Genomic DNA, 24,238 nt, shown 5'->3' on the forward strand with positions numbered 1-24,238 from the left:
CTTGTAAGAAAATAGAAAAAATAATAATTTTACGACACTTTATAATACAATATAGAAATGGGTAGAGCATTCGAATTTAGAAAAGCTAGAAAAATGAAACGTTGGTCAGCAATGGCCAAAACATTTACAAGAATTGGGAAAGACATTGTAATGGCGGTGAAAGAAGGTGGACCAAATCCTGATTCTAACGCTAGACTTCGTGCTGTTATTCAAAACGCAAAGGCTGCCAACATGCCTAAAGACAATGTTGAAAGAGCCATTAAAAAAGCAACTGATAAAGATACTGCCAACTATAAAGAAACTTTATTTGAAGGGTACGCTCCACATGGAATTGCTATTTTAGTAGAAACTGCTACCGACAACAACAACAGAACTGTTGCAAATGTACGTGCTGCTTTTAACAAATGTAACGGAAACATGGGAACTTCTGGATCTGTAGCATTTATGTTTGACCACACTTGTAATTTCCGAATCAATGCAGAAGGAAAAGATATTGATTTAGAAGAGTTAGAGTTAGAATTGATGGATTTTGAAGTAGAAGAAGTATTCCATGATGAAGATGGAATTTTAATCTACGGACCTTTTAACCAATTTGGAGCAATTCAATCTTACTTAGAAGAAAATGAATTAGAAATTTTATCTTCTGGTTTTGAAAGAATTCCAACAACTACTACTAGCTTAACTGAGGAGCAACAAGCAGATGTAGAAAAATTATTAGAAAAATTAGAAGATGATGACGATGTACAAAACGTATATCACTCAATGGCATAATTCTTTTATTTAAAAATTTCACAAAACCCTCTTCATTTTTTGTTGAGGGTTTTTATTTATCATGATCTTAAATTTATTGCTATGAAAAAAAATCAAAAAAGAATTTTATTGTTCCTTTTGGTTGTCACTTTAGTCATTGCCTGTAGTACACTTCTTAAAAACAATCAATCTTCTCAAGAAAGCAATTCAATAAACAACAGAAACACAACCTATAGTTTTCAAAAGTTTTTACCCACAGCAAATAATAAAACATATCATCATACCTATTATTCTTTGTCTTATAATGAACAACACGAACAAGCAGATTGGGTTTATTATTTGCTAACCAAAGAATATGTAAACGGAACTGCCAAAAGAAAAAATAATTTTAGAGCAGATGATCTTATCATCACAAAATCGGCAAGTTTACAAGATTATAAAAAAAGTGGATATGACAGAGGTCACTTATGTGCTGCTGCTGATATGAAAATAAATGACAAAGCCATGTCTGAAACTTTTTTTATGTCTAACATGTCCCCACAAATCCCCGGATTTAATAGAGGAGAATGGAAAAAATTAGAAGCCAAAGTTAGAGATTGGGCCATTCAAGAAGATTCTATCCTTGTAGTTACAGGGCCTGTTTTTAAAGATAATATCAAACAAATAGGAGAAAATCAAGTAACTGTTCCTGGCTATTATTATAAAGTTATTTACGACTTAACCAAACCGCAAAAAATGACTGCGTTTATAATGCCACATCAAGCCAAACCTCAACCTTTTATGAATTATCAAACAACAGTAAATGAAGTTGAAAAAATTACAGGTATTGATTTCTTTTCAATTTTAGAAGATGAATTTGAAGAGCAACTAGAAGCTAATCAACATTGGTAATTAGTATCTTTGCACAAATAAATAATATACATGACTGTACAAGAATTTAGAGAACAATATATTTTAGGTTTTGGTTACGAAAAAGGAACTAAAAGTAAAAGATTCCGCCTAGTTGTTTTAGACCGCAACAGCATGCAAGTAATGAATGAAGTTTTAGAAAACGAAAACAATACTTGCTTTAAACAGTTTTTGGCAGGAAAAGACATCAACAAAGCTATTTTAAAATTTAAGATAGATTCACTAGAAGAAGTTTTACAAGTACACAATGTAACCGACATCAATTTATCAGAAAACGAAATCAATAAATATTTTGAGTAATCACGAACATCACCATCACGATCATAAACACGACCACCATCATCACGATGATGAAGGAATTATGACAATTGAAGAATATCATAAAGCAAATATGATGTTGTTTAACATCAAAGATCTTAGAACTACAAACACTGTACTTTGTACCTTAACTTCTATAGATAGAATGAGTTTTTTGCCAAATGGTATTGAACATCACGAATGTAAAAAATCAGAATTAACGGAACATTTTACCGAAGTCATCAAAAGAAACCTTATTTTGGCTTTCTTTGATAAAATAGAAATTGAAGAGTTTGATGTGTTAGACATTAACACAAACATTGACTTTTTATTTGAATAACCTTAAATAACAAACAGTATGGATATTAAAGAGTTTAATAAAAAATTTATTTTAAACTTTAATGTAAACGAATCTCACCCAGAGAATATTGAGTTTACTTTAGAAACTATAGAAAGAAGTACTTTACAACCTAGTTTAGATTTTAAAAGATTAAAAAACGAAACACCTGTGGAGTGGTTGTCTGATAAAATTGGAGAAGAAGCTTTGGCTGGAAGAAACCCTGCTAAATTTCAAACTAGTTTTTATGACAATGTAAAACGTAAATTGATTAACACTTTAATCATTAAAAATAACATTAAAGGTTTTGATGCTTTAAACACCGATGAAAGCGTTTCTTTTTTGTTTAGATAAAAAATAGCTGATGACTAAAATTGTTTCAACTCCAAATTGTGGAAATTCGCCTAAAATGGCATTTCTAAAAGATTTTAATATTGCTTTTGCTCAAGGAAACATAGCGTTTTTGCTTGAAAGTGTAAGCGATGATATTATTTGGAATATGGTTGGAAAACAAAAAATAGTTGGAAAAGAAGACTTTACCAAAGCATTAGCTAAAATGAAAGATTTTAAAGCTAGGGAATTAATTCTTGAGCAAATATTAACTCATGGTAAAGAAGGAGCTGCTAGCGGACAGTTAAAAATGGACGGAAATAAAACCTATGCCTTTTCTGATTTTTATCTTTTTAACGGAGCTAAAGGAGAAAAAATTAAACAAATTACCTCTTACCTTATTGAGGTTTAAAACTTATCAAATCCAACGTTTTTTTACGTTGGATTTTTTTTGTTTCTGTTTCTACAAACTCATTTACAAAATAAATCTGTTTCGGTATTTCATATTTAGATAAAGACAAAGTATTAAAATCATACTCTTTATTTTCTCCCTCTATTACCAATATTAATTTTTCTCCTAAAGTTTCATCTGGTATTCCTGTCACAAAAAATCGCTGAGTTATCACTTTAGACAATTCTTTTTCTATTTGTTCTGGATGCAATTTTACTCCTCCAGAATTAATTACGTTATCATAACGACCTAACCATTCAAACTCAGTAGCTGAGTGTTGTTTAATAATATCGTTTGTAATTACTTTTTCATCGGATAACAATGGAGCATCAATTACCAAACAGCCTCTATTGTCTTGAGAAATGGTGATGTTGGGTAATAATTGATATACATTATTGGTTTTAGTTCTGATATCTAGTTCATTTTCGGTGTCTGCTTCTCGACTACGCTCGAAGACCTCATCTTTAGTCACTTTTCTCTTTTGCTCATCAGATTGAGCAGAAACAACATCATTCTGAATTAGACTCTTAGAATTACTATCATCTGCCAAAACTTGGTCATCGAGCGGAGTCGAGATGTTTTGTTCTGGCATAGTTAAAGTAGCATCCTTAAAATAATTCAATTTTCTAATTGCAATATGAGTAACAGTTTCTGTCATTCCATAAGAAGCAAAACATTGAGTAGACAAACTTTGCAAATTCTCTTGTAAAGTTTGTGACACTACTCCCCCACCGATCAATAACTTTTTAACCAAATGCAAATCCCACAAACTATTTTGTACCTGCATGGGCACCATAGCACAAAAATCATATTCGTCAAAAACATCTTCTAACGGATTGCTAACAGGTTCTATAATATCTAAATTCCATCCCAACTCCAAAGCACGAATCACCATCATTTTACCTGCAATATAATTTACCGATAAACAACATAGAGCTTTGGTATCTGCTCCCAAATTGAAAAAAGTTCCTGTAGCTTTGGCAGAATTTCTCATAAACTCTTTTCTAATAGCCACCAACTTAGGCACACCTGTAGACCCAGATGTTTTTACTATTAAGGTATCTGAATCTGAAAACCATTCTTGTAAAAACCAATACAATTCATTGGACAAACTTTCTGAATACAATATCAACTCTAATTGAGTATTAAAAGTTTCTCCATTTAAAGAAAATGAAGGGTGAATATTAAAATTTGACATTTAATTCTTTTTCTAATTGTGATTGTTTTACTGCCAACTTTTTTAAAAACTCCTGATGTGATACCGAATTTTCTTGAAAAGGTTTATGCAATTTACTTTGCTGTACAGAGGCTATTCTTTTAAAATAACTTTGTGCTTTTTCGCTAATCCATACCTTAGAAAATTGTTCCCAAATATAATTGATAGCTACTTCGTTTGGATGAATCATGTCCGATTCGTAAAATCTATAATCTCGTAAATCATCCATCATGATTTCATAACTTCCAAAATAAGCCACATTATGGCTTTCTTTAATTTTATGTGTGGCAGTTAATAGCTGTGCTTTGCTTAATGAATTTTCAATCAATCCATCTTTAGTATGTCTAACAGGACTTACCGTAAAAATAATTTGGGTTGATGAATTTACTTTTCTGATATTTTTAGTAATATCCTCTAAAGCCACCTCTATTTCTTGTAAAGACAACATACGTTTGTCAAATTCCGTTTGTGGAATTTTATGACAATTTGCCACCAACTGATTACTCAATAAATGACCATACACCCAAGAAGTTCCTAAAGTTATGACAACATGTGTAGCTGATTTTAACTGAGCTAAACACTTTTGTTGAGCTTTATGAATGTTTGCTATCACCTCAACAGTAGCCAAGCCAGACAAATCGGAATGATGGTGTAAAGAATGAAAAAATTCTCCCTGTTTTATCAATTCACTTTCTATATACGTTTTTTCGTTAACCGTATCTTCTAAAACCTTAGCAATAGCGGTAGGACTAAACAAGGTTCCAAAAGGATTTATAACAGTATTGAATTGATAATAAGAAAGTTTATTTCCTATGTTTTCAGAAAAGCAAGATCCCAACAACAAAACCTTAGATTGATGATCTAAAACATTTTGTTGTTGGGATGCTAATTTTATTTCTGTTCTAAAACTTGTCATTTACTTTTTATGTCACTTCGAGTGATTTCGAATAAATGAGAAATCGTATCGAGAAGTTTTCTATAAATATAAAACATTCTTTCTGTCTTTGATACATCATGAGATAAATTCAGGGCACTCAGACTAATAAGAATATTTTATAAGTATTCTTTTACTTTTTCAATAGCTTCAGACAATCCTTCTGGGTTTTTACCCCCTGCAGTTGCAAAGAACTTTTGTCCTCCACCACCTCCTTGGATTAGTTTTCCTAATTCACGAACTATTTTACCAGCATCGTAACCTTTTTCTTCTACCAAGTTTTTAGCAATATATGATGTTAAAGTAGCTTTTCCATCATTTTCTGCTCCAGCAAAAAAGAACAAGTTTTCTACCTCTCCTCCTAATTCGTGAGCAATATCTTTAATAGCTCCAGCATTCATATCAATTCTAGTAGCCAAGAAATTAATTCCGTTTACTTCTTGAATATTTGCTTTTAGGTTTCCTTTAATATTTTTAGCTTTTTCTTTTAATAAAGATTCAATTTCTTTCTTTAATGCTGCATTTTCATCTTGTAAACTTACAATTGCTTTAACCGGGTCTTTTGCATTCTTTAAAGTTTGTTTTACAGCTACTAAAGATTTGTCTTGTTTGGTAAAGAAATCCTTAGCAACATCACCTGTAATCGCTTCAATTCTTCTTACCCCAGCCGCTACTGCACTTTCGCTAGTAATTTTTAAATGCCAAATATTTCCTGTATTTGCAACGTGAGTACCTCCACATAATTCCTTAGAGTTTCCAAACTGAATCATACGAACTGTATCTCCATATTTTTCGCCAAACAACGCCATTGCTCCTTTATCAACAGCTTCTTGCATTGGAATATTTCTAAACTCTTGTAAATCTAATTTTTCACGAATACGAGCATTTACAAACGCTTCAATTTCTTCAACTTCTTCAGCAGTTACTTTAGAAAAATGAGAAAAATCAAAACGTAAATGTTTTGCGTTTACCAAAGAACCTTTTTGCTCAACATGAGTTCCTAACACTGCTCTTAATGCCTGATGTAATAAGTGCGTAGCCGAGTGATTATTATTAGATAACTCTCTGTTTTTAGCATCTACCACTGCTTTAAAACTATCAGTAGTGTTCAATGGTAAATCTTTAGCAATATGCATTACTAAATTATTTTCCTTTTTAGTGTCTATAATATGCAAAACATCACCATTGCTAGCCTCTAAAAATCCTCTATCACCAACTTGACCTCCTCCTTCTGGATAAAACGGCGTTAAGTTAAATACCAACTGATACAACTCCCCATCTTTTTTAGAAGTTACTTTACGGTATCTGGTAATTTTAACATTGGTTTCTAAATAATCATACCCTACAAACTCTTGCTCCGAATCTTCTTTTAAGATTACCCAGTCATCCATATCCATTTCTGCAGCAGCTCTAGATCTATTTTTTTGTTTTTCTAAAGCAGCTTCAAATTCAGATTCGTTTAAAGAATAACCTTTTTCGCTTAAAATTAATGCTGTTAAATCAATTGGAAATCCAAAAGTATCGTATAATTCAAAAGCTTTATCACCAGAAACTTCTTTTCCTTTGGTTTCGGCAATTACATTATCTAACAATCCTAATCCTTGTCCTAAAGTTCTTAAAAAAGAAGATTCTTCTTCTTTAATTACATTCATTACCAATTGTTTTTGAGTAGTAATTTCTGGGAAAAACTCTCCCATTTGATTACTTAATACTTCTACCAATTGATAAATAAATGCCTCTTTTTGATTTAAGAAAGTAAATCCATATCGGATAGCACGTCTTAAAATTCTTCTAATTACATATCCAGCTCCTGTACTAGATGGTAATTGACCATCTGCAATAGCAAAAGCCACGGCTCTTACGTGATCTGAAATAACACGTAAAGCAATATCTATTTCTTCTGATTTTCCGTACTCAACACTAGTCTTAGACTCTAATTCATGAATTAACGGTGTAAATACATCAGTATCATAATTAGATTGAACTCCTTGTAAAACCATACAAAGACGTTCAAATCCCATTCCTGTATCAATATGTTTGTTTGGTAAATTTTCTAAAGAACCATCAGCCTTTCTGTTGAATTGAATAAATACCAAGTTCCAAATTTCTACCACTTGTGGGTGATCCATGTTTACCAAATCTTTACCAGGAATTTTTGCTTTTTCCTCGGCAGAACGGATATCAACATGAATTTCTGAACAAGGTCCACAAGGTCCTTGTGCTCCCATTTCCCAGAAATTATCTTTTTTATTTCCTAATAAAATTCTGTCTTCAGGCACAAATTCTTTCCACATTTCATAAGCTTCAGAATCTTTAATTAACCCTTCAGAGTCATCACCTTCAAAAATAGTAACATATAAAATGTCTTTATCTATTTTATAAACTTCGGTTAATAGCTCCCAAGACCAAGCAATTGCTTCTTTTTTAAAGTAATCTCCAAAAGACCAGTTTCCTAACATTTCGAACAAAGTATGGTGATATGTATCAATTCCTACCTCTTCTAAATCATTATGTTTACCAGAAACTCTCAAACATTTTTGTGAATCTGTAACTCTTGAGTTGACAATTTTACGTTGTCCTAAAAAGAATTCTTTAAAAGGAACCATACCTGCATTTACAAACATTAACGTAGGATCATCCTTTAAAACCATAGGTGCAGATGGTACTGTTTTATGCTGTTTAGATTCAAAAAATTCTAAAAATGTCTTTCTAATATCCTGAGATTTCATATAATAAATTGGGTTAAGCAAACATCAATAGTTACCTTAATAAAACATTTTGTAATTTTGTGCGTTAGTAACATCAATTAAATTGCTTTTATTTAATTAGGTCACAAAAATAGTTATTTTAGATTCATGGCGAAAGCAAAATTTTATTACGATTCTGATACCCTTTCCTACCAACCTGTAGAAAAGAATACTAAAAGAGTTTTAAGAAACACTATTCTTTATGCTTTTGCTGTATTTTTAGTCGGATTAATTGGTTTTGTTGCCTTTAGTACTATTTTAAAATCTCCATCAGAAAGAGCTACATTAAAAGAATTAAACAATTTAAAGTTTAATTATGAGCTATTAGAAAAGCGAATGGAGGAATCTGATGCCATATTAAAAGAAATTCAACAAAGAGACAATAACGTTTATAGAGTAATTTTTGAAGCAAAACCTATTTCTGATGATGAGCGTAGTGCTGGTTTTGGAGGTGTAAACAGATATAAAAACTTAGATGGGTTTAAAAACAGTGATCTAGTAAAAGAGGCTACCAAAAAAATGGATATTTTGGCCAAACGTTTGGTTATACAATCAAAATCTTTAGATGAAATTGTAAAACTAGCCAAAAACAAATCAGAAATGTTAGCTTCTATTCCTGCTATACAACCCGTAGCTAATAAAGATTTAAAAAGAATGGCTTCTGGTTATGGAGTTAGAATACATCCTATATACAAAACAAGAAGAATGCACTGGGGAATGGACTTTTCTGCACCTCAAGGAACAAATATTTATGCTACTGGAGATGGAGTGGTAAAATCTGCTAAAAAATCTAGAAAAGGTTTTGGAAATCACGTCATCATCAATCATGGATTTGAATACGAAACTACCTATGCACATATGAGTACTTTTTATGTACGTGCTGGACAAAAAGTTAAAAGAGGGGATTTAATTGGTTTGGTTGGTTCTACAGGATCATCTACCGCTCCTCACCTACATTACGAGGTAAAAAAAGGAAATCAAAAACTAAATCCTGTTTACTTTTATCATAATGATTTAACTCCAGAAGAATACGAAGCTATGTTGGTATTATCTTCTCAAGAAAATCAATCTTTAGACTAATGCATATAGAACTACCCAAAAAAAGGTATTATAAAATAGGCGAAGTAGCCAATGCTTTTGGCGTTACTTCATCAATGATACGCTATTGGGAACAAGAGTTTGATATGATTAAGCCTAAAAAAAACAGCAAAGGTGACAGAATGTTTACCGAGACTGATATAGAAAACTTTAAGTTAATTTATCACCTAGCCAAAGAGCAAGGTTATTCTTTAGAAGGTGTTCGCAAAAAACTCCGCGAAAAACCTAAAGAAACCATTACCAATGCTAAAATCATTAGCAGATTAGAAAGCATCAAAACCGAGTTGATTAAAATTAAAAATCAACTATAAAAGACATTCTGTCATATTAGGATATTGGTATAATTTATGTTCTGTTATAAACTATAAATTCATAAATTAGAGCATGAAAAAAATTGTAAAATATTTAGTGATTTGTATCGCTGCAATCTCTTTAAGTTCTTGCGGATACAATGGTATGGTTAGCGCTCAAGAAGCTGCTACAGGACAATGGGCAAACGTAGAAAGTTCTTATCAACGTAGAGCCGATTTAATTCCAAACTTAGTAGCTACTGTAAAAGGATACGCTAGCCACGAAAAAGAAACTTTAACCGAAGTAATAAACGCAAGAGCCAAAGCAACATCAGTAACCATTGATGCTAATAATTTATCTGCTGCCAATATTGCCAAATACCAAGAAGCACAACAAGGTTTAAGTGGTGCTTTAAATAAATTAATGGTAGTTGCAGAAAGGTATCCAGACTTAAAAGCAAGTCAACAATTTACTGGTTTGCAATCTCAGTTAGAAGGAACAGAAAACAGAATTAATGTAGAGCGTAACCGTTTTAACAACATGGTCATAAATTATAACACCATGATTAGAAAGTTTCCTAAAAACATTACAGCAAACTTATTTGGATTTGACAAAATGGAATACTTTAAAGCTGATCCATCTGCTAGTAAAGCTCCTGAAGTAAAATTTTAAATAATGAGTAAAACCAAACCGTTTTTTACCGAAACCGAAGAACAACAAATTGTTGCTGCTATACAAAAAGCAGAAAAAAATACTTCTGGAGAAATTAGAGTTCATATAGAACCTACTTTTAAAGGAGAAGATGTAATGAGTAGAGCTATTACTGTTTTTAACGATTTAAAAATGTTTGAGACAGATGCCAGAAATGGCGTTTTATTTTACGTTGCTACAGAAGACAAACAATTTGTGATTTTAGGTGATGATGGTATAAACGAAGTTGTACCAGATTTATTTTGGGAAACCACTAAAAACAAAGTTATTAATCAATTTAAGCAAGGACAATTTGCTCAAGGATTGATCGACGGTATTAAAGAAGCAGGAAATCAATTAAAAACCTACTTTAAATATCAAAGTGATGATACCAACGAATTGTCTGACGAAATATCAAAAGGATAATTATTATGAACCCATTTACTATTGAAAGCAGCTCGGTTAAAGAAGCTGCATTTATGAACAAAGTATACGCTTGGATGAGTGGCGCTTTGTTAATTACTGCATTTGTATCGTGGTGGGCAGCCACTACCCCAGCATTTTTTCAACTATTATATCATGTTGATGGTGCAGGAAATATTATTGGTGTTAATCAAGTAGTTTTTTATGGAACTATAATTGCCGAACTAGGTTTGGTAGTATGGTTATCTGCTAGAATTCAACAAATGACTGCCGAAAGAGCTAGTTTACTTTTTGTGTTATATGCCGTTTTAAACGGTGTAACCATGTCATCTATATTTATTATTTACACCTCTAGTTCTATTGCCTCAACCTTTTTTATTACAGCAGGTACTTTTGGAGCTATGAGTTTATATGGATACACAACCAAAAAAGATTTAACTAGTTGGGGTAACTTGCTATTTATGGCTTTAATTGGAGTTATTATTGCTACCGTTGTAAACATGTTTTTACAATCTGCAGCATTATATTGGATATTAAACTATGTAGGAGTTGCTGTTTTTGTTGGTTTAACTGCTTATGACACGCAAAAAATAAAAAGAATGGCCAACCATTTAGATTCTGAAGAGAACGCTAAAAAAGGAGCTGTTATGGGAGCATTAACGCTTTATTTAGATTTCATCAACCTATTTTTATACTTACTACGTTTGTTTGGAGATAGAAAATAAAATTATATGTTAAAATACATCACAAAGCTAGTCCTTGGACTGGCTTTTTTTACAACAATATTTGTACAAGCTCAGGAACCACTAGCTAAAAAGGAAACTACTTTTAAAGGAGTTTACGATTATGCTCATATTTTATCTAACCAAGAAGTACAAGCTTTATCACAAAAATTAATTAGATATAGCGATACTACTTCTACTCAAATAGCCATCGCAACCATTAAAAGTTTAAATGGTCAGGATATTGCCATGCTGGCTACAGAAAAAGCTCATGAGTGGGGAATTGGCCAAAAAGGTAAAGACAATGGAGTTTTTATATTAATAGCTCCTAACGAAAGAAAAATTCATATCGCTACTGGTTACGGTGTTGAGCACTTGCTTACAGATTATTTAAGCAAACAAATTATTGATGATATTATTAGTCCTAACTTTAAAAGACAACAATATTTTAATGGTTTAAACCAAGCTACGGATGTTATTATTAAAGTTTTGGCAGGCGAATACAAAGCCGATGCTAAAAAAAATAGCAAAGGAAAAGGAAACCTTTTTATCATCATTCTTATTGTTGGTGGTATTATATTTATTATGAGCAGAAGTAACAATTCTGGAAAAGGAAACGGAGGCTCTAACAACCGTGGCGGAGGCTTAGATTCATCTGATATTTTTACTGCTATTTTATTAGGTAGCATGGGAAGTAGCAGAGGTTACCGAGGAGGCTCTTCTGGCGGATTTGGCGGAGGTGGTTTCTCTGGCGGAGGCTTTGGAGGTGGAGGCTTCGGTGGTGGTGGTGCCAGCGGTGGTTGGTAATTATTCATTACAATCTTATATACAATTTTAAAAGCTCTTTAACTATTTTGGTTAAAGGGCTTTTTTAATAATAAAGTATCAACAACGTTAGAAAAAAAACAAAGATTTGAACCTACACATCCATTGGTAACTACTAAATTTATGTACTTTAGTACAGTTGTTTATTTACCTCCCAATACACATTATAATGAACATTAGAACTTGGATTATCATTATTATAAATTCACTACTTTTTGTAGTTGTAATTTCTTTATCTACATCATTTTACAATCAGTTTGAAAAAACATTAGACGAGAAAATATTATCTCAACTAAGCTCAATTGAACGACTAAAAAGAGTTCAGATTGAAAAATATTTAGATTCTGAATGGTATCATTTTACCGAAATTAGAGAAGACTCTTTACACAATATTGACCTTGATGATTTAAAAAAACTTCCTTTTACTATTGATAAAACGGGGATGTATGATTTTACATCAATTTCTAAAAATGGATCTTTAACCCTTGGCTTTGTAAAAATCAAAAACAAAGCCATCACAAGTCTAAAAATTATTCCTGGTGATAATATTCAACAAATTTTATTAGAGCGAACAGGAATGGGTAAAAGTGGTGAAACCTATTTGGTAGGAACTGATTACAAATTAAGATCAGCCTCTAGATTTTTCCCTAATAAACCACCATTTAAAATTGAAGCCAATACTAAAAGTGTTAAAAATGCTTTTAATAATGTTCTAAAAAACGGTATTTATAAAGATTATAGAGATATTCCTGTTTATAGTGCTTATCACCGTATTGATATTTCTAACATTCACTGGGCTATTTTATCAGAAATGGATGTAACAGAAGTAATGTTACCATTACAAGCCATGAAAATGAAATTATTATTAATAGCTTGTTCAATTCTTATCATCGCGCTTTTATTAGGAATCTACTTTACTCAATTCATTTCCACGCCTTTAAAAACAATGGAAACTCAATTGTTAGCCATGACAGAAGGAAACTACAATGTTAGCATTGGTAGAAAAACCCACTTTAAAGAAATTAACGATATTTTAAAAGCTTTAAATTCTTTAAAAAAATCTTTAACCAGAGCCATTACTTTTTCTCAAGAAGTTGGAGAAATGAAATTAGACAGTAACTACAGACCAAAATCTGAAGCTGATGTTCTTGGAAATTCATTGGTGAAGATGAAAGATAAATTAGTAGAATATCAACATAAAGTAGCACAAGCCAATACCAATAAAAAAAGAATTTTAATTGAAGGGCAAGAAACAGAAAGAAAAAGATTAGCACAAGAATTACATGATGGTATTGGACCTTTATTAACCAGCCTTAGATTTTTTGTAGAAAACATGGAAATTGATATTGAGGAAAAAGAAAAAATGAAATCCTTAATAGATCATACCATTGCCGAAATTAGAAGAATGACATACGCATTGATGCCTCCATCTTTAATAGATTTTGGTGTTGGAGAAACCCTAAAAACTTTTGTTAAACTAATCAAAAACACTACTAATCTTGATATTGATTTTAACAACTCAATTAAAAACAAACACTCAAAAATAAATACCAATATTGCTATTTCTGTTTTTAGAATAAGTCAAGAATTGATTAACAACAGTGTGAAACACGCCCAAGCAGAAAAAATTAGAATTTCTATTACTGAGTTTGATGATTATTTATCTATTTTTTATTTTGATGATGGCATAGGTTATGATACAGAAACTGTTAATTTAGGTTCTGGTATTATTAATATTAAAGAAAGAGTAGAAATATTAAATGGTTCTATTACTTTTGAATGTGAACCGCAAAATTCTAATGTTGAAATTGAAATTCCATTAACTCATGAGTAAAATCAATCTTATTGTTGCAGATGATCATCAGTTATTTAGAGATGGATTAACTGCACTATTAAATAAACACGATTTTTTAAATGTATTAGCAACCGTAGAAGATGGTTTAGAGTTGATTAATATTTTAAAAGACGGAATGCATCCTGATATTATTTTATTAGATCTATCTATGCCTAATATGAATGGATTTGAAGTTTTAAAAACATTAAGAAAAAAATACAAAGACATCAAAGCTATTGCCATTTCTATGCACGATGATGGTAACTATATTGCCAAATGTGCTCAGCATGGTGCTTATGGTTATTTGCTTAAAAACACTGATGAAGACGAAGTTTTAAATGCCATCAAACAAGTGCATGACGGACATAAATACTACAACCAAGAATTGTCTAAAAAAATGATAGACAGTATGGCCGAAGTTAAAAGCATCAAAAAACTTACTAAAAAAGAATCTGAAATTTTAGAATTGCTTTCAAAAGGCTTAACAACTAAAGAAATTGCTTCAAAATTATATGTGAGTACAAGAACTGTAGAAACTCACAGATCAAATATGTTAAAAAAATTAGAAGTAAAAAACACTGTTGAATTGATTAACAAAGCTAGTACTTTAAAGATCATATAACTTTCACTCCGTATAAATACGTACAAACATATAGGTGTAAACACCATAAAAAAATACCATTTTTCTCATATTTCAAAATCCCTTAATTGCTCGTAATTTTATCATAGATAAATCAATTAAAAGATAGTGTTTATGAAGAATTTAGTATGGATTTTAGCAATGATAGTTGGAGGTAGTTTATACGCTCAAAAACAAAGTGATTTGATGGGACCTGAGGCTAAAAATTACAAGCCTTGGCAAAATGAAACTAAAGCTACTGTAGTTGTAAAAGAAAACAATAAAAGAAATTTAAGAAGCCCTGAGTTTAAGAATTATAAACCATGGAAGCATAAAAACGATAAAGAAACAGTTGCTATTGCTTCTGATGATCAAAAAAGAAAACTACAAGGTCCTGAAGCTAAAAACTACAAGCCTTGGAGAGATTAATATTTAATGAATAAGCGATTAGTTAGTTGGCAAAAAAGCTCTTTGATGATAAATCAAAGAGCTTTTTGTTTTTATACCAAATTGCTTTTAGCTAATGTATTGATCTACATTTTCCCATGGACCTCCATTGATAATATCAACACCATGTTGTTTTAAAAAATCTGTTGCTTGTTGGCTTCTTGCCCCACTTCTACAAACAGCAATTACAGGCTTTGCATATTCTTTTACCACATTCACTTTTCCTGGCAAAGTTTGTAAAATAATATGTTCTGAACCTGGAACATGTCCTTCTGCATACTCTTCATTAGTTCTAACATCTAATACAACTGCTCCAGCCTTTAAATATTCTTGAATTTTTTCGTTATCAAATTGACTCATTTCTTATTTTTTTTTATTTCCAACAACAAATTTAACAATTGTTTTTAGCATACACACCATCTAATTACCTACAAAACAATACATCCTGCTTTTAAAAATATTCTATTTAACAAAATAATATGTAAATTGACCGCAAATGAGATTTTATCATTATCATCTATTTTTTTATAAATTGTATTAATAACTAATAGGAACAATACTACCTTAATATGTTAAGCAATAATGAATTGTCTTTACAAGATGTAAAGACTAATAAAGAATTTAACTTAGAACGTTTTTTTAATATTTCTCCAAGCATACTTTGTATTGCATCAACCGAAGGAATTTTAAAAAAAGTAAACCCTTCTTTTTCAAAATTATTAGGATATAGCATAGAGGAACTTACTGAAACTCCTGTTAGTAATTACATACACCCAGAAGACAGACAAATTACTTCTAAGCTAAGACATGACATTAGTAAAAACATACCTATGATTAATTTTGAGAATAGGTACATTACCAAAGCGGGGAATATTGTTTGGCTATCATGGACTTCTATATATGAACCTGAGGATGAAGTAATTTATGCGGTAGCAAAAAACGTAACTCAAACAAAAGAATTAGAGAATAAAAGAAATTTATTATTGATAGAGCTAACAAGATTAAACACTGAGCTTAAACAATTTGCTTATACTACTTCTCACAATTTAAGATCTCCCATAGATAATATTATTTCTCTATTTGGATTGATGAATTTCCCTAAAATTGAAGACCCAGAAACCCTAAAATATATTGAGGTCTTTTACACATCTGTTCTTCAATTAAAACAAACCTTAAACAAACACATAGAAACATTAGGAACCGAAAAAAAGATTAATGTTGATCTTAAATCACTTAACCTTAATAACACCCTAAATATTGTTAAAGAATCTGTAAATGAGTTATTAAAAACCTCAAAAGCAACTTTAAATGTAGACTTTAAAGAAGTTCCTAATATTAAATTCAGTTCATTTTATTTACAAAGTATTTTCCTTAACCTTATTTCTAATTCGATTAAATACGCTGATTCCAAAAGAAAACTAATCATCTCTATTACCTCCAAAAAAGTAAACAATAAGCCTCAAATTATTTTTTCTGATAATGGAATTGGTTTTGATATGGATAAAGTAAATGGGAATATTTTTAAATTAAATCAAACCTTCCATAATCATCAAAACAGTAAAGGAATTGGATTGTTTTTAGTTAAAAGTCACCTAGAAAGTTTAAACGGTAGTATTGAAGTTAATAGCAAAGTAGATGTAGGAACTACTTTTACTTTAACATTTAACGAATAACGATCGTCTTTATTGAAGGGCATTTAGATAATTACCAGCAATTTTATGAAAAAAAGTTTTAATAAGATATTAATTTTGGGGTTAGCTTTTAGTATTGGAATATCATCAAATACATTTTCTCAAGAAAATCAAATTCCTCTATGGGATACAGTTCCTGGAGCAAAACATAACAAAGACTATAAAGAAGAACCTAGGTTAGATAAAAACGGAAATAGAACCGGTATAAAAAAAGTAACAAATCCTAGCATTACACCCTATTTAGTTAATAACAGTTCTAGTAACAATACAGCTGTAATTATTTGTCCTGGTGGTGCTTATTCTGTTTTAGCTATTGATAAAGAAGGAATTGATATCGCCAAATATTTTAACTCCATTGGTGTTTCCGCCTTTGTGTTAAAGTACAGATTACCCACAGATCTTATTATGGACAACAAAACCATCGGACCATTACAAGATGCTCAAGAAGCCATTAGAACAGTGCGAAGAAATGCCAAAATATGGAACATCAATCCAAATAAAATTGGAATTATGGGCTTCTCTGCTGGTGGACACCTAGCCTCTACTTTATCTACACATTATAATGATAAAGTTTATCAATCAGATGAAACCAATGCAAAACCAAATTTTTCTATTCTAATCTATCCTGTAATTTCTATGGAAGATGGTATTACTCATAAAGGATCAAGAACGAATCTTTTAGGTAAAAACGCATCTATTGATTTGATAAAAAAATACTCTAACGAAAAACAAATTGATGCCAACACACCACCTACTTTTCTTGTACACGCTACTGATGATCTTGTAGTACCAGTAGAAAATAGCATCAACTATTATTTAAAACTAAAAGAATACAAAGTTAGAGCCGAAATGCACCTATATGAAAATGGTGGACACGGTTTTGGATTAGGTAAAAAAGGTACAAATGTTAACTGGACTCATACACTTAAAAACTGGCTTGACATCAACCACTTACTTCCTTAAATTTAATTAAAAACTCATCCTAAATATTTAACAAAAATTCTTTAAGCTTTTTAAAGATTTTTTATTTGATAAGATTTATCAAATGAGCACCAATGCATATGGATAGCGCTTGTACATTCCTTAAAAAATCACGACTTTTGTAACACCATATTTGTTTTTTCATTATTAGAAGCAATAACCACCATGAATGTTATATCTAAGAAGATTTTAATTAAAATAGGTTCCAATGTTCTTACACTTTCATCAGGTGCTCCTAATAAAGATCGTATAGAACATCTTGTGGAACAAGTAGCATTATTAAAGAAACAAGGACATCAAGTAATTTTGGTTTCCTCTGGAGCTGTTGCAGCAGGTAGGTCTCAAGTTAACTTACCATCATCGTTAGATGCGGTAAGTAAAAGACAAGTTTTGGCCTCGGTAGGTCAAATTGCCTTAATGAACCTATACAACAGTTTCTTTACCAATCATCAATTGGTTTGTTCTCAGGTATTAATTACTAAAGAGTCCTTTAGTACAAGAGAACATTATTTAAACATGACCAATTGTATTGAAGCATTACTAAAGTGTAACATCACCCCAATTATTAACGAAAATGATGTGGTTTCTGTTACAGAATTAATGTTTACTGATAATGATGAATTATCTGGTTTGGTTGCTAGTATGGTACAAGCTGATGAATTACTGATTTTAAGTAATGTAGATGGAATTTTTACAGACCACCCTACAAAACCTAATGCAAAACTAATTAGAGATTTTGACAACGAAGAAATCAATTTAGAAGATGCTATTAGCGAAGAAAAATCAGAATTTGGACGTGGGGGAATGTTAACCAAAGCCAATACTGCAATCAAAATTGCTGCTTTGGGTGTAAATGTATCTATTGGAAATGGTACTGTCCCCAACATTACTGCCCAACTCTTAAACAGAGAAACAGGAACGTTTTTTAAAGCTCGTCACGATAAAAACAAATCGGCAGTAAAAAAATGGATCACCAATTCAGGAACTTTTTCTAAAGGAAAAGTTTATATTAACCAAGGTGCTCATCAAGCACTTTTAAGCAATCAAGCAAATAGTTTGTTGCCTGTTGGTATTGAAAAATTAGAAGGTGATTTTAAAAAAGGTGACATCATTACTATTATTGATTGCAATGGTAATGAAGTAGGTTATGGAAAGGCATCTTATGGTGCAGAGAAAGCTAATGTGTTTCAAAAAAAACACAACCAGCCTGCGTTAGTGCACTATAATTACTTAACAATAAAGTAAGAATGGAATTTAAATTAGAAAAAACATTTCAAAACGCTAGAAACGCAAGTAGAGCATTAATTGAAATATCTACAGAAGAAATTAACAGCATATTGGTAGAAATTGCAGACAAAGCAATTGCTAATACTGATGCTATTTTAGAAGCAAATCAAAAAGATTTGGATCGTATGGATAAAAACGACCCAAAATACGATCGCTTATTATTAAATGCTGAAAGAATTGCAGGTATTGCAGGAGATATTAAAAATGTAGCCAATTTAGAAAGTCCAATCGGAAAATTGATTGAAAACAAAGTATTGGATAATGGTTTAGATATTTCTAGAATAAAAGTACCTATTGGTGTTATTGGAGTAATTTATGAAGCTAGACCTAATGTTTCTTTTGACGTATTTGCTATTTGTTTTAAAACTCAAAACGCATGTATTTTAAAAGGTGGTAGCGATGCTGAGTTTTCTAATATTGCTATTGTAAACATTATTAAAGAAGTATTAAAGAGCCACAATATTAATACTGATGTTGTAACACTTTTACCTGCAGATAGAAGTGCAACTACAGAAATGTTAAATGCTGTAAAATACGTTGATGTTATTATTCCTAGAGGAAGTCAAGGATTAATTAATTACGTTCGTGAAAATGCCAAAGTTCCTGTTATAGAAACAGGTGCGGGAATTGTACATATCTATTTTGATAAGGATGGTGATGTTGCTAAAGGAGCTGCAATTATTGCCAATGCTAAAACAAGAAGAGTTAGTGTTTGTAACGCTTTAGATTGTTTGTTAATTCACGAATCTCAATTAAGTAATTTAAATAAATTATCAACTGAGTTAGCAGAAAAAGGAACCACTATTTATGCTGATGAAAAGTCTTTTGCACAATTAACAAATTATCCAAAAGATTTATTAAACAAAGCAGACAAAGATCACTTTGGTACTGAATTTTTAGCCAATACAATGTCTATTAAAACAGTAGAAAACATTGATGAAGCTTTAAATCATATTGCTGAATATAGTTCTAAACACAGTGAGGCAATTATTTCTGAAAATGCAGAAACAATTACCAAATACTTAAACGTAGTAGATGCTGCCGCTGTATATGCTAACGCCTCAACTGCATACACAGATGGAGCTCAATTTGGTTTAGGAGCAGAAATAGGAATTAGTACACAAAAATTACACGCTAGAGGACCTATGGCCTTAGATGAAATTACCTCTTACAAGTGGGTAATTAAAGGAAACGGACAAACTAGATCTTAGTACTTCTAAAAAAATATAATTTTTTATACAAGCATAAAATCAGTATATTTGAATAGTTACCTTCTAAAAACGGAGGTAGCTATTCTTTTTTTATTTAAAAACTGAACTTAAAATGCCTAAGAGAATTGTAGATTTTTTATCAAAAACTCATGAAATACCAAAAGCTGAAGCTGATATTTTGATGAGCTTGGTAAAACCTATGACGCTTTTTAAAGGAGAGTATTTAAATATTGAAGATAAAATTCCCAGACACGGAGCTTTTGTTATTTCTGGTATTCTAAGAGAATACTACACAGATGCCAAAGGAATAGATTATATAAGGAGATTTGCCTACGAAAATTGGTGGATGGTTGATTTGTATGAATTATTGCATGACAAACCTGCCCTTTGTAGTGTTCAAGCCATAGAAAAAACCGAACTGCTAACTTTTACCAAAGAAGACTGTAATGTTTTAATGGAAAAGTGTCCTATTTCTACAAAAGTTTTACAAGAAATTTCTGCAGCAGAAAAATATTCTCTTGCTAAAAAAGAAAAACAAAAAAGAAGTTTAACTGCACAAGAAAACTATGAATCTCTTTTAAAACTTCATTCAGGAATCGACAAAAGAATCCCTTTATTCCACATTGCTTCTTATTTAAACATCAAACCAGAATCGTTAAGTAGGATTAGAAAACAAATGAGCTTGATTAAGTAGCCTATAATCAAATCTTTGCATATTTCATTTTTTTTATCCTTCAAAAAAGGATTCTTTATAATATTACCCTTTTTTAATGTAATTTTGTTAATCTATTAAAGAAAAGTTAACAAAGTTGTAAAACGGCTTTATTTTTGTATTCACATATAAAGACTAAAAAGTATTTATATATTCTGAGCTATGAAAGATATTACAATAATAAAACCACCCTAAATCATTTGAGTAATGCTTTATAAAATAAAAGAGTACTACAAGAAACGAGGCGTCATCATTCCAGATAATGAATTTAACATTATTTCAGAATTGCTTCAATCAAGAACATTAAAGAAAAAAGAGTTTTTTTATAAAACAGGAGACACTAATACCTCAGTCGCTTATATTTTAAAAGGATCTTTAAGAGTATTTATTACAGACAGTCAAAAAAAAGAGTTTAATCGTTTTTTTGCATTTGAAGACTGGTGGGTAGGAGAATACCATCAAGTAATGAATAACTTACCTTCTAAAACAAGTGTACAAGCTCTTGAGGAAACCGATATTATAGAAATAACAAAAGAAGCCTTAGATATTATTCTAGAAAAATGTCCAGTATTTACAAGAGCAACCTTTAACTTTTATTTAAAAAGTTATGCCAATCTTTTAGAAAAAGAAGAACTTAAAAAAACATTGACTATTGAAGAATTATACCTTGATATTCTAAAAAACAAACCTCAAGTTTTAAAGAGAATTCCTCTTTATCACATTGCGAGTTATTTGGGTGTAAAACCAGAGTCTTTAAGTAGAGTAAAAAAGAAATTTCAATAATTAAAAGCGATAAAATTTAATTTTATCGCTTTCATTATTTGCTTTGATTTTATAACCATTCATTTTACGTATCTTTGCACAAAATTTACATTTCATGAATAGTATTGTAGCCATAGTAGGAAGACCAAATGTAGGGAAATCTACGTTATTTAATAGATTGATTCAGCGTAGAGAAGCTATTGTTGATGACGTTAGTGGTGTTACTAGAGATAGGCACTATGGTAAAAGTGATTGGAATGGAAAAGAATTTTCTTTAATCGATACCGGAGGATACGTTGAAGGATCTGATGATGTTTTTGAAGAAGAAATCAGAAAGCAAGTTATATTAGCTTTAGACGAGTGTGATATTATTGTTTTTGTGGTTGATGTAACTTCTGGAATTACACCTTTAGATGAAACAGTAGCTATATTATTAAGAAAAACTAAAAAACCTGTTTACGTTGCCATTAACAAAGTAGACAATGCGATGCGTGAAGCTGATGCATATGAATTCTACAACTTAGGTTTAGGTGAATTTTACACCATCTCTTCTATAAATGGTAGTGGTACTGGTGAATTATTAGATGCCATGGTATCTGAAATGCCCGAAGTTGATACTGAAAGCACAGACATCAACCCTGGTGATGAATTACCAAGGTTTGCAGTAGTAGGAAGACCTAATGCTGGTAAATCATCATTCATTAATGCGTTAATTGGAAAAGACCGAAATATTGTAACTGATATTGCTGGAACAACAAGAGACACCATTGATACTGTATACAATAAATTTGGATTTGATTTTAAACTGGTAGATACTGCTGGTATTCGTAAAAAATCAAAAGTAAAAGAAGATATTGAATTCTATTCTGTAATGAGAGCAGTAAGAGCAATTGAATATTGTGATGTTGCTATTTTAATGGTAGATGCCACTCGTGGTTTTGAAGGTCAGGACCAAAACATTTTTTGGTTGGCTCAAAAAAACCGTAAAGGAATTGTAATTCTTGTAAATAAATGGGATTTGTTAGACAAAGAAACTAACACCATGAAAAAATGTGAGGAAATGATTCGTAAAGAAATTGCTCCATTTACTGATGTTCCTATTGTATTTACCTCAACTATTACCAAACAACGTTTATTAAAAGCTTTAGAAACTGCTGTAGAAGTTCACAAAAGTAGAAGTAATAAAATACCTACAAGTAAGTTAAACGAAACCATGTTGGAGTTAATTCAAAATTACCCTCCACCAGCAGTAAAAGGAAAATACATCAAGATTAAATATTGTATGCAGTTGCCAACACCAACGCCTCAATTTGCATTTTTTGCTAACTTACCTCAATACGTAAGAGAACCATACAAACGTTTCCTTGAAAATAAGATGAGAGAAATATACGACTTTAAAGGAGTGCCAATTACTATATACTTTAGGCAAAAATAAAGTCAACACATTTTATTAAAAAAGCTAAGGAAGACACTATTATCCCAATTATAAAAAAGAGATATGTCTGCCTTAGCTTTTTTTGTTTTCTAGCTAATTCTTTTCCTAAAAAGTACAAGTCTTTATTTAAAGAACTGTATAAACAATCTTTGTCTTTTACCAATACACTCATCCCTTCTTCAAAACTCTCAAAAGACATTTTATGGTAATTACCATAATAGAGTATATTTTTAGACTTTTCTTCTATTTCTTCTTTAGTAAACACACCTTTAGTTTTAAACGGAAATATTGCAATTACAGTCCCTATTAAAGTAAACAAAGAAGTGAATAACATCGCTAAACTAGGAATCATCAAACCATGTTTTCCTAATAATATTTGTGGTAATAAGTGAGTTAACACAATTATTAAAACTACACTACTGATCATCATTAGTATGTATATTTTAACATCTGCATGGTCATTTATCTTTAAATGATTTTTTACGGTAATATTATAAGCTATCTCTACATCCCTTGTATTTTCTGCTTCTTTAACCCTATTTTGTTTTTCTAAATATTGCTTCTTTTTTGTTTTTTCTTGGGCTTTTTGAATTGCATTTTTTAATTTTTTTTCAGTTAAAGCAACATTACTTGCTTTCATACCATCCCAACTCTTAAAAGCAAAATTGGTAAAATATCTGTGCTCTTTTAAAAAATCTGCATTACATTGATACCACTCTACATCTGTTAAAATCTTATTATGCAAAAACTCCCACTCTGCCCTAAGTAACTTTCCATTTTTTTCAAAATTAGTGGTGGCTAAATAAAAAAGATTTGCATCACATAAAATTTGCTCTAGAATGTTTTGAGGGTTTACAGGTCTACTTGTTGCTCTTATACAAGAAAGAATTACCTCGAGTTTATCCATAGGCAACTCTTGGTCTTTTAAAAATTCTAAGGCTTCGGAAACACTATACTCTTTATGGTTTTCGGTTCCCTCTACAAAACCTACATCATGAAACCAAGCTGCGATTAATACAGACTCTGTATCTTCATCAGAAATATTCTCCTCTTTACAAAGTGTTTTTACAGCTCCAACAACTTCTTGGGTATGATCTATACTGTGATAAATGGCTCCAGCAGGAAGTTTTTTCTTTAAATAACTTACAACATATTGTTCGGTAATTTCAACAAGTGATGATTTCATTAAGTATATTTTGTGTAAATTTTCCAAAAAGATACTTAAAAAAACACGATACT

27 protein-coding genes are annotated in these 24,238 nt (G+C 31.0%); 22 read left to right on the top strand and 5 right to left on the bottom strand.

Annotated elements, in window-relative coordinates; genetic code table 11:
- Positions 1-57: 57 nt before the first annotated feature.
- The 6 genes from AXE80_RS09745 (at position 58) to AXE80_RS09770 (ending at position 3,035) form a co-directional block, all read left to right on the top strand.
- A complete protein-coding gene (locus AXE80_RS09745; RefSeq protein WP_068826770.1) occupies positions 58-771 on the top strand; it encodes a YebC/PmpR family DNA-binding transcriptional regulator in 714 nt (237 codons plus the stop codon).
- 81 nt (positions 772-852) lie between these two features.
- Positions 853-1,641 carry a DNA/RNA non-specific endonuclease gene (locus AXE80_RS09750; protein ID WP_068826773.1) on the top strand — a complete coding sequence of 263 codons (789 nt, stop codon included), beginning with the start codon at positions 853-855 and terminating at the stop codon, positions 1,639-1,641.
- 30 nt (positions 1,642-1,671) lie between these two features.
- Entirely contained in the window at positions 1,672-1,959 is a 288-nt protein-coding gene (locus AXE80_RS09755; protein ID WP_068826776.1) for a hypothetical protein, read from the top strand.
- Positions 1,952-2,296: a hypothetical protein gene (locus AXE80_RS09760; protein ID WP_068826779.1), complete on the top strand. Its 345-nt coding sequence runs from the start codon at positions 1,952-1,954 to the stop codon at positions 2,294-2,296. The genes AXE80_RS09755 and AXE80_RS09760 overlap by 8 nt, the downstream gene beginning before the upstream one ends.
- Before the next feature lie 18 nt (positions 2,297-2,314).
- Positions 2,315-2,647 carry a hypothetical protein gene (locus AXE80_RS09765; RefSeq protein ID WP_068826782.1) on the top strand — a complete coding sequence of 111 codons (333 nt, stop codon included), beginning with the start codon at positions 2,315-2,317 and terminating at the stop codon, positions 2,645-2,647.
- A 10-nt stretch (positions 2,648-2,657) separates the two neighbouring features.
- A complete protein-coding gene (locus tag AXE80_RS09770; RefSeq protein WP_068826785.1) occupies positions 2,658-3,035 on the top strand; it encodes a nuclear transport factor 2 family protein in 378 nt (125 codons plus the stop codon).
- Here AXE80_RS09770 and AXE80_RS14510 read toward each other — a convergent pair.
- From AXE80_RS14510 to alaS, 3 genes are all read right to left on the bottom strand, one after another.
- Positions 3,022-4,272, bottom strand: coding sequence for an AMP-binding protein (locus tag AXE80_RS14510; RefSeq protein WP_237340604.1), 1,251 nt, complete (start codon positions 4,270-4,272; stop codon positions 3,022-3,024). The genes AXE80_RS09770 and AXE80_RS14510 overlap by 14 nt on opposite strands.
- The gene (locus tag AXE80_RS09780; RefSeq protein WP_068826787.1) at positions 4,259-5,206 is read right to left on the bottom strand and encodes a GSCFA domain-containing protein; all 948 of its coding nucleotides are present in this window, start codon (positions 5,204-5,206) and stop codon (positions 4,259-4,261) included. The genes AXE80_RS14510 and AXE80_RS09780 overlap by 14 nt, the downstream gene beginning before the upstream one ends.
- A 137-nt stretch (positions 5,207-5,343) precedes the next feature.
- Complete coding sequence (gene alaS / locus AXE80_RS09785; RefSeq protein ID WP_068826789.1) at positions 5,344-7,953, bottom strand: alanine--tRNA ligase; 2,610 nt, start codon at positions 7,951-7,953, stop codon at positions 5,344-5,346.
- A 126-nt stretch (positions 7,954-8,079) separates the two neighbouring features.
- On the opposite strand from alaS, the gene AXE80_RS09790 reads away from it, so the two are divergent.
- The 9 genes from AXE80_RS09790 (at position 8,080) to AXE80_RS09830 (ending at position 14,902) form a co-directional block, all read left to right on the top strand.
- Complete coding sequence (locus tag AXE80_RS09790; RefSeq protein ID WP_068826791.1) at positions 8,080-9,051, top strand: M23 family metallopeptidase; 972 nt, start codon at positions 8,080-8,082, stop codon at positions 9,049-9,051.
- Complete coding sequence (locus AXE80_RS09795; protein ID WP_068826793.1) at positions 9,051-9,380, top strand: MerR family transcriptional regulator; 330 nt, start codon at positions 9,051-9,053, stop codon at positions 9,378-9,380. The genes AXE80_RS09790 and AXE80_RS09795 overlap by 1 nt, the downstream gene beginning before the upstream one ends.
- Positions 9,381-9,453: 73 nt before the next feature.
- A complete protein-coding gene (locus tag AXE80_RS09800) occupies positions 9,454-10,032 on the top strand; it encodes a LemA family protein (RefSeq protein WP_068826795.1) in 579 nt (192 codons plus the stop codon).
- A 3-nt stretch (positions 10,033-10,035) separates the two neighbouring features.
- Positions 10,036-10,476, top strand: a complete 441-nt coding sequence (locus AXE80_RS09805) for a TPM domain-containing protein (RefSeq protein WP_068826797.1) — start codon at positions 10,036-10,038, stop codon at positions 10,474-10,476.
- A 5-nt stretch (positions 10,477-10,481) separates the two neighbouring features.
- Entirely contained in the window at positions 10,482-11,198 is a 717-nt protein-coding gene (locus AXE80_RS09810; RefSeq protein WP_068826799.1) for a Bax inhibitor-1/YccA family protein, read from the top strand.
- A 6-nt stretch (positions 11,199-11,204) separates the two neighbouring features.
- Positions 11,205-12,002 carry a TPM domain-containing protein gene (locus AXE80_RS09815; protein WP_068826801.1) on the top strand — a complete coding sequence of 266 codons (798 nt, stop codon included), beginning with the start codon at positions 11,205-11,207 and terminating at the stop codon, positions 12,000-12,002.
- 187 nt (positions 12,003-12,189) lie between these two features.
- Positions 12,190-13,854 (top strand): sensor histidine kinase, encoded by a 1,665-nt coding sequence (locus tag AXE80_RS09820; protein ID WP_068826803.1) that lies wholly within the window; start codon positions 12,190-12,192, stop codon positions 13,852-13,854.
- Positions 13,847-14,476: a response regulator gene (locus tag AXE80_RS09825; RefSeq protein WP_068826805.1), complete on the top strand. Its 630-nt coding sequence runs from the start codon at positions 13,847-13,849 to the stop codon at positions 14,474-14,476. The genes AXE80_RS09820 and AXE80_RS09825 overlap by 8 nt, the downstream gene beginning before the upstream one ends.
- 132 nt (positions 14,477-14,608) lie before the next feature.
- Positions 14,609-14,902 carry a hypothetical protein gene (locus AXE80_RS09830; RefSeq protein WP_068826807.1) on the top strand — a complete coding sequence of 98 codons (294 nt, stop codon included), beginning with the start codon at positions 14,609-14,611 and terminating at the stop codon, positions 14,900-14,902.
- An 87-nt stretch (positions 14,903-14,989) separates the two neighbouring features.
- Here the strand turns inward: AXE80_RS09830 and AXE80_RS09835 are convergent, their stop codons facing one another.
- Positions 14,990-15,280, bottom strand: a complete 291-nt coding sequence (locus tag AXE80_RS09835; RefSeq protein WP_068826809.1) for a rhodanese-like domain-containing protein — start codon at positions 15,278-15,280, stop codon at positions 14,990-14,992.
- Between the two features lie 209 nt (positions 15,281-15,489).
- On the opposite strand from AXE80_RS09835, the gene AXE80_RS09840 reads away from it, so the two are divergent.
- The 7 genes from AXE80_RS09840 (at position 15,490) to der (ending at position 22,999) form a co-directional block, all read left to right on the top strand.
- Entirely contained in the window at positions 15,490-16,593 is a 1,104-nt protein-coding gene (locus AXE80_RS09840) for a PAS domain-containing sensor histidine kinase (RefSeq protein WP_068826811.1), read from the top strand.
- Positions 16,594-16,638: 45 nt separating this feature from the next.
- Complete coding sequence (locus tag AXE80_RS09845; RefSeq protein ID WP_068826813.1) at positions 16,639-17,574, top strand: alpha/beta hydrolase; 936 nt, start codon at positions 16,639-16,641, stop codon at positions 17,572-17,574.
- 183 nt (positions 17,575-17,757) lie between these two features.
- Positions 17,758-18,837, top strand: coding sequence for a glutamate 5-kinase (gene proB, locus AXE80_RS09850; RefSeq protein WP_068826815.1), 1,080 nt, complete (start codon positions 17,758-17,760; stop codon positions 18,835-18,837).
- A 2-nt stretch (positions 18,838-18,839) separates the two neighbouring features.
- Positions 18,840-20,090, top strand: coding sequence for a glutamate-5-semialdehyde dehydrogenase (locus AXE80_RS09855; protein ID WP_068826816.1), 1,251 nt, complete (start codon positions 18,840-18,842; stop codon positions 20,088-20,090).
- Positions 20,091-20,202: 112 nt separating this feature from the next.
- Positions 20,203-20,784: a Crp/Fnr family transcriptional regulator gene (locus AXE80_RS09860; protein WP_068826818.1), complete on the top strand. Its 582-nt coding sequence runs from the start codon at positions 20,203-20,205 to the stop codon at positions 20,782-20,784.
- 225 nt (positions 20,785-21,009) lie between these two features.
- The gene (locus tag AXE80_RS09865) at positions 21,010-21,585 is read left to right on the top strand and encodes a Crp/Fnr family transcriptional regulator (RefSeq protein ID WP_068826820.1); all 576 of its coding nucleotides are present in this window, start codon (positions 21,010-21,012) and stop codon (positions 21,583-21,585) included.
- 94 nt (positions 21,586-21,679) lie between these two features.
- Positions 21,680-22,999 carry a ribosome biogenesis GTPase Der gene (der, locus tag AXE80_RS09870; RefSeq protein WP_068826822.1) on the top strand — a complete coding sequence of 440 codons (1,320 nt, stop codon included), beginning with the start codon at positions 21,680-21,682 and terminating at the stop codon, positions 22,997-22,999.
- Here der and AXE80_RS09875 read toward each other — a convergent pair.
- The gene (locus AXE80_RS09875; protein ID WP_068826824.1) at positions 22,986-24,185 is read right to left on the bottom strand and encodes a Pycsar system effector family protein; all 1,200 of its coding nucleotides are present in this window, start codon (positions 24,183-24,185) and stop codon (positions 22,986-22,988) included. The two genes, der and AXE80_RS09875, sit on opposite strands and share 14 nt — an antisense overlap.
- Positions 24,186-24,238 lie beyond the last annotated feature (53 nt).

Origin of the sequence: Wenyingzhuangia fucanilytica, from assembly GCF_001697185.1 — a bacterium.
Taxonomy (GTDB): domain Bacteria; phylum Bacteroidota; class Bacteroidia; order Flavobacteriales; family Flavobacteriaceae; genus Wenyingzhuangia; species Wenyingzhuangia fucanilytica.

Bases quoted from the DNA above. Each gene is read 5' to 3' on its own strand.
- AXE80_RS09845 (WP_068826813.1), top strand. From the start codon at position 16,639: ATGAAAAAAAGTTTTAATAAGATATTAATTTTGGGGTTAGCTTTTAGT.
- AXE80_RS09805 (WP_068826797.1), top strand. From the start codon at position 10,036: ATGAGTAAAACCAAACCGTTTTTTACCGAAACCGAAGAACAACAAATT.
- AXE80_RS09865 (WP_068826820.1), top strand. From the start codon at position 21,010: ATGCTTTATAAAATAAAAGAGTACTACAAGAAACGAGGCGTCATCATT.
- AXE80_RS09795 (WP_068826793.1), top strand. From the start codon at position 9,051: ATGCATATAGAACTACCCAAAAAAAGGTATTATAAAATAGGCGAAGTA.
- AXE80_RS09780 (WP_068826787.1), bottom strand. From the start codon at position 5,206: ATGACAAGTTTTAGAACAGAAATAAAATTAGCATCCCAACAACAAAAT.
- AXE80_RS09765 (WP_068826782.1), top strand. From the start codon at position 2,315: ATGGATATTAAAGAGTTTAATAAAAAATTTATTTTAAACTTTAATGTA.
- AXE80_RS09770 (WP_068826785.1), top strand. From the start codon at position 2,658: ATGACTAAAATTGTTTCAACTCCAAATTGTGGAAATTCGCCTAAAATG.
- AXE80_RS09840 (WP_068826811.1), top strand. From the start codon at position 15,490: ATGTTAAGCAATAATGAATTGTCTTTACAAGATGTAAAGACTAATAAA.
- AXE80_RS09750 (WP_068826773.1), top strand. From the start codon at position 853: ATGAAAAAAAATCAAAAAAGAATTTTATTGTTCCTTTTGGTTGTCACT.
- AXE80_RS09825 (WP_068826805.1), top strand. From the start codon at position 13,847: ATGAGTAAAATCAATCTTATTGTTGCAGATGATCATCAGTTATTTAGA.
- AXE80_RS09755 (WP_068826776.1), top strand. From the start codon at position 1,672: ATGACTGTACAAGAATTTAGAGAACAATATATTTTAGGTTTTGGTTAC.
- AXE80_RS09830 (WP_068826807.1), top strand. From the start codon at position 14,609: ATGAAGAATTTAGTATGGATTTTAGCAATGATAGTTGGAGGTAGTTTA.
- AXE80_RS09810 (WP_068826799.1), top strand. From the start codon at position 10,482: ATGAACCCATTTACTATTGAAAGCAGCTCGGTTAAAGAAGCTGCATTT.
- AXE80_RS09800 (WP_068826795.1), top strand. From the start codon at position 9,454: ATGAAAAAAATTGTAAAATATTTAGTGATTTGTATCGCTGCAATCTCT.
- AXE80_RS09815 (WP_068826801.1), top strand. From the start codon at position 11,205: ATGTTAAAATACATCACAAAGCTAGTCCTTGGACTGGCTTTTTTTACA.
- der (WP_068826822.1), top strand. From the start codon at position 21,680: ATGAATAGTATTGTAGCCATAGTAGGAAGACCAAATGTAGGGAAATCT.
- proB (WP_068826815.1), top strand. From the start codon at position 17,758: ATGAATGTTATATCTAAGAAGATTTTAATTAAAATAGGTTCCAATGTT.
- AXE80_RS09875 (WP_068826824.1), bottom strand. From the start codon at position 24,185: ATGAAATCATCACTTGTTGAAATTACCGAACAATATGTTGTAAGTTAT.
- alaS (WP_068826789.1), bottom strand. From the start codon at position 7,953: ATGAAATCTCAGGATATTAGAAAGACATTTTTAGAATTTTTTGAATCT.
- AXE80_RS09860 (WP_068826818.1), top strand. From the start codon at position 20,203: ATGCCTAAGAGAATTGTAGATTTTTTATCAAAAACTCATGAAATACCA.
- AXE80_RS09820 (WP_068826803.1), top strand. From the start codon at position 12,190: ATGAACATTAGAACTTGGATTATCATTATTATAAATTCACTACTTTTT.
- AXE80_RS09790 (WP_068826791.1), top strand. From the start codon at position 8,080: ATGGCGAAAGCAAAATTTTATTACGATTCTGATACCCTTTCCTACCAA.
- AXE80_RS09855 (WP_068826816.1), top strand. From the start codon at position 18,840: ATGGAATTTAAATTAGAAAAAACATTTCAAAACGCTAGAAACGCAAGT.
- AXE80_RS09835 (WP_068826809.1), bottom strand. From the start codon at position 15,280: ATGAGTCAATTTGATAACGAAAAAATTCAAGAATATTTAAAGGCTGGA.
- AXE80_RS09745 (WP_068826770.1), top strand. From the start codon at position 58: ATGGGTAGAGCATTCGAATTTAGAAAAGCTAGAAAAATGAAACGTTGG.
- AXE80_RS14510 (WP_237340604.1), bottom strand. From the start codon at position 4,272: ATGTCAAATTTTAATATTCACCCTTCATTTTCTTTAAATGGAGAAACT.